Genomic DNA, 9126 nt, shown 5'->3' with positions numbered 1-9126 from the left:
CCGATAGGTTACGCTCACCCGCTGTTCATGCAAGTATTATTTTATCTTGCTTAAATCATTTTATTATTGATCATTATAATCATGATTTAAGGGCATAAAAAAACCCGGTCCGAAGCTTCGAACCGGGTTTTAAAATGGAGCGAGCGATGAGATTCGAACTCACGACAGTCACCTTGGCAAGGTGGGGCTCTACCACTGAGCTACGCTCGCATATTTCGTTCCGCACCGTCCCTTCCCGGGTTTCGGTATCGCAGTTCCAATCCTTGGAACGCTGGTCGAGATGGGGGGAGTCGAACCACCCGCTTTCGCCGGCCCCGAAAGGCAGCATTTGTCCGGTATGCACCGATGCTGATTTCTGCGCCGCATCTCCGTTCATGGAACGAAGGCGCAGAAGATGTATTTTTAAGGCGCACCTTGCAACCCAAAAAGTACAGAAATTATGCGCGGCGCATATTAACGGTATGCGTTTACCGCGCTCCGCCGGACGAATTCGCCCGCAATCTGAACCGGGCTATTCCCTTTCCAGCTCAGCCCGGGCTTTGGTTTTGCTCATTCCGCGAATCCCCTGCAGTCGAACCGCAGTTTCTTTTTTCCGCAGCGGAATTTTGCCCTCATACTTTTCCCACTTCACCACCGACTGGGCACTTACCCCGGCGAGCTGCGCCAGCTCTGCCTGAGTTAAAGCGAGTTTCTTACGGAGCGAAACCACGCCTTTTCCGGAAATCCAGAACCCCTTTTCCGACTCCTCAACCTTGACCGGCTCAGGCGCACCCGTCATTTTGCGTAATCGGGAAACTTCCTTTTCCAACGCGGCAATCTCACGCCTCAGATCGGCAATATACCCGCGCTGAGCTGCACAGACCCGCTTCACCGGTTCGAGCTCTTTTTTAATCTCTTTCCGGGCCAGCCGGCTTATTTCTGCTTGCAGCGACTTCATTACGGACATCGTGAATCTCCTTGTTGTGTTAGGTAAGATGTACCGGAACCAGCAGCAGGCCTCAATCATAGGTACAAAAAAAAAGACCGTCGGCACGGGCCGATGGTCTGGAAAATGGCGGAGAGGGGGAGATTCGAACTCCCGGTGCACCGTAAAGCGCACACACGCTTTCCAAGCGTGCTCTTTAAACCACTCAGACACCTCTCCTCACGTGGAATAAGTCGGGAAAGCTACACACTTCATTTCGGGAAAGCAACCGGGATTTTACGGAAAAAACGAGCCGTAAAACCAGACCGTTTTTGTACTCCAACGGCTTGACCTGACTGAAACAATCATGTTTGTTTCGCGCCGTGAACCACATTCGTCTCATTTTAAGTACGACTTATCTGCTGCTCATGGTTTTACTGCCATGGCTGCATATGCCGTTGCATGCCCATCATGATGTTCTGGAATCCGCCTGCAGCTCGGGCTGCTCGCATTCGGAAACTCCGGCGGATGATTCCCACGAACACCATGACTGCGGACTCTGCCATCTGGTCGTCGTCCCGGTTGAGCTCCCCTCGATTTTCACGATCCCGAAGCCGCTTTTTGTTTTAATAGAGTCCTTCGCGATTGAATATACGTTCACCAATCAGCAACCCCGGCAGCCGCATCAGGCGCGCGCCCCTCCGTGTATGACGGTTTAGTCTTTGCTATTCCCCTGCCCCGGCAGGTTTACAGTCTAAATTTAATACACGGAGAACCCATGAATTATCTCAACTCTTCCGCCATGGTTGTGGCGGGAACTTTACTTATTTTCAATGCTTCCGCCCAGGACACGGCGGAAGCAACCGGAATCACTTTTAATGACTCAACGGGCGCGCTGCGTGCCTTCAATCCGGCCGTCTCGGCGACCATCGACATGTTCTACTATAATGAAGACTCCGCAGAAGGCCTTTCCCATATGAAGGAGGAAGTCGCCGGATTCGGAGGGCATGCTCACGGCGAGGATGAACACGATCACGACCACGGTTATGAAAACGGATTCAACCTGCGGCATCTTGAGCTGAGCTTCTATGCCGAAGTCGATAATTACTTCCGGGCACAGGCCATTGCCGCTGTTTCCGAAGAAGGGGCGGAAATCGAAGAAGCCTGGGCAGAAACCACCGGGCTGCCGTGGGGGCTTCAGGCCAAAGCGGGTAAGTTTTTCAGTAACTTCGGCTATATTAATGCCCAGCATGCCCACCAGTGGGACTTCACCGATCAGCCGCTGATCTATGAGCTGACGCTGGGCTCTCACGGCCTGAACGACAAAGGGGTACAGGTGAGCTGGCTCGCTCCGACTCCGGTCTATCTCCTGTTCGGTGCGGAGATTTTCCAGGGCGACAATGAAAATATGTATGTTCAGGCAGAAGGCGAAAACGTTGACCTGCCGGAAAACGACGGCCCGCGCCTCGGCGTCGGCTGGGTGAAACTGGCTCCGTTCCAGTTCGACAACAGCGAACTGCAGTTCGGCCTCTTTGGCGCCAGCGGCAGTCATCAGGAAGTTCATGAAGAAGGGGCTCTACCGGATGAATATGCCTACGATGGCGACAACATGTTTTTCGGGGGCGACATCGTCTATAAGTACAATTCCGGAAAAGCCTATGGACAGGGCGATGCGGTGGTGCAGGCGGAATATTTCTATCGCGACAAGGATCTGGACCTGAAAGATTCCACGGATGCCGGAGCTCCAATCGGCAGCGCACTTACCGGTGCCCAGGACGGCTACTATATTCAGGGCACCTATGGTTTTCTTCCGCGCTGGCGCGCCGGTCTGCGCTGGGATCAGGTCGGTTTAACCAATGAAGAACAGGAACCGGGTGAAGCCAAAGAGGAATTCGGCGACAGCTGGCGGGCTTCGGCCATGGTTGATTTCCGGCCTTCGGAATTTTCGCAGATCCGTTTCCAGGTGAACAACGGCGACTATGATCTCGGCGATGAAGGTACGGAAAACGTCTGGGAAGCTTTTGTACAGCTGACCTTCTCACTCGGTGCCCACGGCGCTCACAGCTTCTAGGAGATCATCATGTTAAAAAAAACAGGCATACTTTTTCTCGCCCTGACCGCTTCGGCGATCAGTTTCGGCAAGCTGAACGTGGTGACCACCACATCCGACCTGGGATCGATTGCCGAAACCATCGGCGGTGACCTGATCAAGGTGCAATCGATTGCCACAGGCAATCAGGATCCGCACCATCTGCAGGCGCGCCCGAAATACATCATAATGGCCCGCAATGCGGACCTGTGGATCCGTACCGGCATGGAACTGGAAATCGGCTGGGAAATGCCGGTGATCAACGGCTCCCGCAACCGGGATATCCGGCCGGGCCAACTGGGTCATCTCGATGCATCGAAACACATCCATAAGCTGGAAATCCCGGATGCCGGCATGCTGACCCGGGCCATGGGTGATGTCCATGCTGCAGGAAACCCGCACTATCTGACCGATCCGGAGAATGCAAAGCATGTGGCCGCCGATATTGCGGGACGCCTCGCGTTGCTCGATCCGGAAAATGCCGATACCTACCGTAAAAATGCGGCGGCCTTTTCAGATAAAATCGAAGAAAAGATGACCGGATGGAAGCAGAAACTTGAACCGATGAAAGGGAAGTCCATTGTGACCTACCATAAGAGCTGGATCTATTTCTGCGAGCGGTTCGGCATCGACATTGCCATCGAGCTGGAACCCAAACCCGGCGTTCCGCCGAGCCCGGCGCACCTGACCCGCGTTATTCAGACGGTGGAAGCCGATGATATTGAAATCATCCTGCAGGAACCGTGGTACAGCACCAAGGCGGCCGAAAAAGTGGCCGGAAAGACCGGTGCACATGTTGTGACGGCGCCTATCTTCACCGGCAGTGATCCGGAGGCGGATGACTATATTGCGCTGATCGATCTGATCGTGAAGCGTCTTACGGAGCAGCCTGAGTGAATGACCCGATCATAACCTGCTCGGACGTCTGTATTGCCTATGGACGACAGGAAGTGCTGCATAGCGTGAATCTTCAGATTCCGCGCGGCATTTTCCTGCCGTTCACCGGCCCCAACGGATCGGGCAAGACCTCCTTGCTTCGTGCCATGCTCGGCCTTGTTCCGATCCGGCGCGGCAAAATTGACACGCCGTTCCGGCAGACCCCGGCAGGTTATGTTCCGCAGCACCGGGTCATTGACCCGTTGTACCCCATCTCTGTGCGGCAGATTGTGGAGATGGGGCTCTCTGCAGAACGCCGGCTGTTCCGGCCGCTGACCTCCCGGCAAAAGCAAGCAGTGGTCCATGCCCTCGAAGAACTCGGTATGGCGGAACATATGCAGAAAACGTTCCGCGAACTTTCCGGCGGCATGAAACAGAAGGTGCTCATTGCCCGCGCGCTGGTCCGGCAGCCGGACATTATCATTATGGATGAACCGACCTCTGAACTGGACGAGCAGTCGGAACACGATGTGCTGGAACATCTGATGAAGCTGAATCAGAACGACGGTAAAACCGTACTCATGGTCCATCATGATCTGGAACTGGCCGGAACCCTCACCGACACCATCTGCCGGGTTGGACGGGGACGGGCTGAAATCGTCAAACTCAACGGAGGTGCGGCCGATGCATGATGCCATGTCCTGCCTCTACTGCCAGTTTCCCGAGGCGCTGACCGCCGGACTGCTGATTTCCGCCGTCTGCGCACTGCTCGGGGTATTCGTGATTCTGAAACGTGCTGTTTTTATCGGCATTACCCTTTCCGAAGTGGCCGCCTGCGGTGTTGCTGCCTCGTTCCTGCTGGGGATTCCGCCGATTGCAGGTTCGTTTGCGCTGGTTCTCGGAGCGGTCAGTCTGTTTGCCATCCCGTTTGAAAATCAGCGGATTCCGCGCGATACGCTGATGGGTATCATCTTCATTGCGGCGACGGCATTGACCATTCTGCTGGTTTCCAAAAGCGGGCCCGGTCTGATGGAAATCAATGCGGTACTGTACGGCGACCTGATTCTGGCCTCCGCCAAGGAACTGAAGATCCTGTTCGGGATTCTGACCCCCGCACTTCTTCTGTTTATCTGTATTCTGAGACCGACTCTGTACAGCTTTATGGACCGGGAAGGCGCGAAGGTTCTGGGCATTAAAACCTGGATCTGGGAATCGCTCTATTTCCTGATGCTCGGCATGGTTATTTCCGCCGCTTCGCAGATTGCGGGTGCCCTGCTTATTTTCTGCTATCTGGTGGTCAGCCCCGCCGCGGCGCTGGTGGCAAGCAAACGAATTGCACATGTACTGCTGATTGCTCCGGCGCTGGCCATGCTGGCAACGTTTACCGGCATGGTGGTTTCGTTCAATTTTGACCTGCCCACCAACCAGACCATCTGCATGGCCAGTTGTTTCTTATTTGTTCTTGTTTCCATTATATCGGGCGTGTATCGACGTCTGCTCCCGATTGAACACCAAAACTGAACTCCCATAGATTGAATACGATGACTACTACTCCAAAAGTATCCACCTTTCTTGACCAGCTCGCCATCGGTATGGCGGTTCTCTGCGGTATTCACTGCCTGCTGATGCCCGTCGTTCTCGCCGTGCTGCCCATTGTTGCCGCCAGCCTGTTTGCACACGAACACTTCCACCTCTGGATGCTCCTGCTGGTGCTTCCGACCACCAGCATTTCCATTTTTATGGGCTGCCGGAAACACAAAGACAAATGGACGGCCGCCCTCAGTCTCACCGGACTCGGCATCATGATTGCCGTAACGGCTATCGAATATGCAACCCACAGTTCTTGCGCCTCCTGCAGCAGCTGTTCGCGCGCCGTAACCGATGGAGTACCGCCGATCGCCTGGATCAATACCATCGGCGGTCTGTTCCTGGCCTCCGCCCATGTGCGGAACTTCAGGCTCTGCCGAAAAACCGGATGTTGTCATTGATTGGTACGGGGAATAATCCCACTATCCAATAGTGATTATAAGCATATACAGGCAATTGACACGCACCTCCCTTGCAGGACTTTATATTTTTCTGCTGGTTCTGTTGCCCTATGGCCATATGCCGCTGCACGCCATCGGCGCTGCCGCGTCCCATAGTCATCAGCAGGGTTGCCGCCACCACTGCTGCGAACATTCCGAGACCGATTTTCCAGAGTCCGGAAACCAAACCCCGCGTTGATCTCATTTACGGATTTTCTGTGGATGGCGGACTCGCCTGCCAGATAGGCCGCAAAGACAGCTTCCCCGATAACAATACCGACAAGGATCTCGGTCAGGTCGCTCCTCTGAAAGGAAAACTGGCCCTCAATTATGATAAAGATAATCTATGGAACAAGGAAGCAACCGGGCTGTTCGGAACCATTGAATGGGTCCATTCCGCCGCTGCTGAAAACATTGATACCGATGCCGGGGAACAGGAACTTTCCGCATGGGACATCATGAACCTTCGCGCAGGATTCAGATTCAAATCGTACACCTTGAACGCCGGTGTGGATAATGTGTTCGACCGGGCCTACACAAAGGCGAATTCCTATGAATGGGATGTCATCAGCGGGGCGGCTTCCACTCCGGCAATCGTCAATGAGCCGGGCCGGTTCTTCTACGCCTCTTTAGTGTATACCTGGTAAACTTACTTCTTCAGGAAACGCTTTTTAAGCGCTTCCTGAACCGGTGACGGAACAAACTGCGTGATGTCCCCGCCGAGCGATGCCACGGTGCGGACATTGCTGGAGCTGACGTAGGAATAGTCCTGTTTCGGCATCAGAAAAATCGTCTCGATTTCAGAATCGAGTTTCCGGTTCATCAGTGCCATCTGAAATTCATATTCAAAATCGGAAAATGCCCGCAAACCGCGCACCATAACACGGACATTTTTTTTGCGGGCAAAATCAACCAGCAGGCATTTGAACACTTCGACTTCAACACCTGGAAGATGGGCGGTACACTGTTTGACGAACTCAATGCGCTCTTCCACGGTAAAAATCGGATTCTTTCCGTGGCTCGGCGCCACGGCAATGACCACACGCGGAAAAATCCGGGCGGCGCGTTCGATCACATCGAGATGCCCGTAGGTAATGGGGTCGTAGGTTCCCGCGCAAAGAGCAGCTTCGTTCATCGTGCATCCTCAGAGTTCAGTTTCAAAATAAGGACGCGCGTTTTGCCATAGCGTTTATCCCGCAGCAGCTTCCAGTCCGTGGAAACAACAGGGTCGCCCTTCGCCCGCATTTCGTACACCAGTACGCCATCGGGTTTCAACACCGAATGCGCAACGATTCCGGCCAGGGTATTTTCCATGGCGTCGGGCAGATCATACGGCGGATCAGCCAGAATAACATCAAACGCTTCGCCGGCCCGGCTCAGCCAGCGCACGGCATCCGATTTAAACACCTTCGTTTTTCCAAGATCCGGATGGCTCAGTTCTTCAAGGTTGCGCTGCAGGTTTTTCCAGACTCTGGAATGCTGCTCCACAAACGTGACCGATTCCGCCCCGCGGCTCCAGGCCTCCATCCCAAGTGCTCCGGAACCGGCAAACAGATCCAGCACATGCAGCCCTTCCACGGAACCCAGCGATGAAAAAACCGCTTCGCGCACCGCCTCCATGGTCGGCCGGACCTCCTGATCCGGCACCTGAAACCGACGATTGCGTAATAGCCCGCTCGTAATTCTCATTTAAAGCTCCACCTTATACACCGTAGCCGCAGTATCGTCCGTCGCGACAGCCTTAACTGAAAGACCGTTATCCGTCATGCTCCAATCCACGGCGGAGCCGTTGAGGGTACTCACCCTTTTCACGGCGATTTTTTCAGCGGCAAACGTTTTAAACAGCACTTCGCTTCCCGCCTTTGGAATTCCCATGATGATGGCATAGACCGTTTTCCCGTCTTTGGAAGCCGTATAGCGGATATCCTTTTCCGTGTACTTCAGCGCCATGAATTTTTTACGGGCGGCAAATCCGCCTTCCGGCTCGGCGGTCGGCCCCTCGGCGGCGTTGATCCACGGGCGGGTGGAATAAATGGCTTCTCCGTTTTTATTCAGCCATGCCCCGAGCCCCAGCAGCACATCGCGCTGATCCTGCGGAATGGTGCCATCGGCTTTCGGTGAAATATTGAGCAGCACGACGCCGTTTTTGGCCACGGTATCAACAACCGCATGAATCACCATACTGAGCGGTTTAATTTTCAGGTCCTGCGTATAGCACCAGCTGCCGGTACTGATCGTGTCGTCGGTCATCCAGAGCTCTTTGAGGGCTTTGGGTTCACGCGATTTTTCATGGTCGTTAATGCTGAAGGTCAGCGGCAGATCATTCTGTTTACGGATGATCGCCACGTCTTTATTCCATTTTTCGGCCTGATTCAGATAATAAGCGGCAAACCGCTGACGGTATGTTTCCGGAATACGGTCTAGCCAGCTGTCGAACCAGATGATGTCGGGCTGATAATGGTCGATCACTTCTTTGAGTTTTCCGAGCCAGATGGTTTCGTTCCACTCCTCTTCCGGCACATTGCCGTATAACAGCCGTAATTCAGGATCATCGGATGTGGGCGGCTGACCCTCAATCCAGGGATAATGGCTGTCCTGAAACCCTTTTTCAGCAGGTTTATCGGAATAACGCTGAAGATTCCGCGCATGGTGGAAGGTGGCAATGGTTTTCATATCGCGCTTTTCAAGTTCGGCAAACAGATTGCCGAGAATATCCTGCTTCGGCCCTTTGTCGGCCGCATTCCAGGGCGTGATCTCTGAATCCCACATCGAAAATCCGTCGTGATGCTCTGCCACGGGGCCGGCAAATTTTGCGCCGGCTTTCCGGAAGAGCTCCGCCCATTCAGCAGCATCGAAATGTTCACCGGTAAACAGCGGCACAAAATCGTGATAACCGAATTCAGACGGTTTTCCGTAGGTTGCGAGATGGTGCTTATATTCATTCCGGTTTTCAAAATGCATCCAGCGCGGATACCATTCGTTTCCATAGGCGGGAACCGAATACGGCCCCCAATGGAAATAAATGCCGAGTTTGGCATCTTTCAGCCATTCCGGTTCGGCCTCATGTTTTGCCAGCGATTTCCAGGTCGGTTCATATTTTTCGGCATTTCTGCTGGCACACCCGTTGAGCAGAGCGGCAACAGCCCATAAAATAACGACACGTTTCATCATAAATCTCCTGTAATTCCGAATCGATCATCGTGCATGTTCAGAATTAACGGCACAAGCAC

The 9126-nt window shown here is 53.8% G+C and carries 11 protein-coding genes and 2 tRNA genes; 7 read left to right on the top strand and 6 right to left on the bottom strand.

Going from position 1 to position 9126, the window contains the following annotated elements:
* Window positions 1–135: 135 nt before the first annotated feature.
* From P9H32_RS09165 to P9H32_RS09155, 3 genes are all read right to left on the bottom strand, one after another.
* Window positions 136–210 (bottom strand) — tRNA-Gly (locus tag P9H32_RS09165).
* Window positions 211–511: 301 nt separating this feature from the next.
* Entirely contained in the window at window positions 512–946 is a 435-nt protein-coding gene (locus tag P9H32_RS09160; RefSeq protein ID WP_322608597.1) for a helix-turn-helix domain-containing protein, read from the bottom strand.
* A 106-nt stretch (window positions 947–1052) separates the two neighbouring features.
* A tRNA-Ser gene (locus tag P9H32_RS09155) sits at window positions 1053–1144 on the bottom strand.
* 143 nt (window positions 1145–1287) lie between these two features.
* Here P9H32_RS09155 and P9H32_RS09150 point away from each other — a divergent pair.
* The 7 genes from P9H32_RS09150 to P9H32_RS09120 all read left to right on the top strand — a co-directional run bounded on the left by P9H32_RS09150 (window position 1288) and on the right by P9H32_RS09120 (window position 6543).
* Window positions 1288–1623 (top strand): DUF2946 family protein, encoded by a 336-nt coding sequence (locus tag P9H32_RS09150; protein ID WP_322608596.1) that lies wholly within the window; start codon window positions 1288–1290, stop codon window positions 1621–1623.
* A 59-nt stretch (window positions 1624–1682) separates the two neighbouring features.
* Complete coding sequence (locus P9H32_RS09145) at window positions 1683–2975, top strand: hypothetical protein (protein ID WP_322608595.1); 1293 nt, start codon at window positions 1683–1685, stop codon at window positions 2973–2975.
* Window positions 2976–2984: 9 nt separating this feature from the next.
* Entirely contained in the window at window positions 2985–3890 is a 906-nt protein-coding gene (locus P9H32_RS09140) for a metal ABC transporter substrate-binding protein (protein ID WP_322608594.1), read from the top strand.
* Window positions 3887–4561, top strand: coding sequence for a metal ABC transporter ATP-binding protein (locus tag P9H32_RS09135; RefSeq protein ID WP_322608593.1), 675 nt, complete (start codon window positions 3887–3889; stop codon window positions 4559–4561). Before P9H32_RS09140 ends, P9H32_RS09135 begins: the two co-directional genes overlap by 4 nt.
* Window positions 4554–5390 carry a metal ABC transporter permease gene (locus tag P9H32_RS09130; RefSeq protein WP_322608592.1) on the top strand — a complete coding sequence of 279 codons (837 nt, stop codon included), beginning with the start codon at window positions 4554–4556 and terminating at the stop codon, window positions 5388–5390. Before P9H32_RS09135 ends, P9H32_RS09130 begins: the two co-directional genes overlap by 8 nt.
* Before the next feature lie 20 nt (window positions 5391–5410).
* A complete protein-coding gene (locus P9H32_RS09125; RefSeq protein ID WP_322608591.1) occupies window positions 5411–5857 on the top strand; it encodes a MerC domain-containing protein in 447 nt (148 codons plus the stop codon).
* Between the two features lie 110 nt (window positions 5858–5967).
* Window positions 5968–6543 (top strand): TonB-dependent receptor domain-containing protein, encoded by a 576-nt coding sequence (locus tag P9H32_RS09120; protein WP_322608590.1) that lies wholly within the window; start codon window positions 5968–5970, stop codon window positions 6541–6543.
* 2 nt (window positions 6544–6545) lie between these two features.
* On the opposite strand, the gene coaD is transcribed toward P9H32_RS09120, so the two are convergent.
* Genes coaD through P9H32_RS09105 form a run of 3 tightly spaced genes read right to left on the bottom strand, consistent with a single transcriptional unit; the run spans window position 6546 to window position 9067 of the window.
* The gene (gene coaD / locus P9H32_RS09115; RefSeq protein ID WP_322608589.1) at window positions 6546–7031 is read right to left on the bottom strand and encodes a pantetheine-phosphate adenylyltransferase; all 486 of its coding nucleotides are present in this window, start codon (window positions 7029–7031) and stop codon (window positions 6546–6548) included.
* Complete coding sequence (rsmD, locus tag P9H32_RS09110) at window positions 7028–7585, bottom strand: 16S rRNA (guanine(966)-N(2))-methyltransferase RsmD (protein ID WP_322608588.1); 558 nt, start codon at window positions 7583–7585, stop codon at window positions 7028–7030. Before rsmD ends, coaD begins: the two co-directional genes overlap by 4 nt.
* Complete coding sequence (locus P9H32_RS09105; RefSeq protein ID WP_322608587.1) at window positions 7586–9067, bottom strand: alpha-L-fucosidase; 1482 nt, start codon at window positions 9065–9067, stop codon at window positions 7586–7588.
* Window positions 9068–9126 lie beyond the last annotated feature (59 nt).

Origin of the sequence: Pontiella agarivorans (assembly GCF_034531395.1) — a bacterium.
GTDB lineage: Bacteria > Verrucomicrobiota > Kiritimatiellia > Kiritimatiellales > Pontiellaceae > Pontiella > Pontiella agarivorans.
The sequence above is the reverse complement of the archived record's forward strand: the minus strand, read 5'-3'. Positions and strand labels throughout refer to the sequence as shown.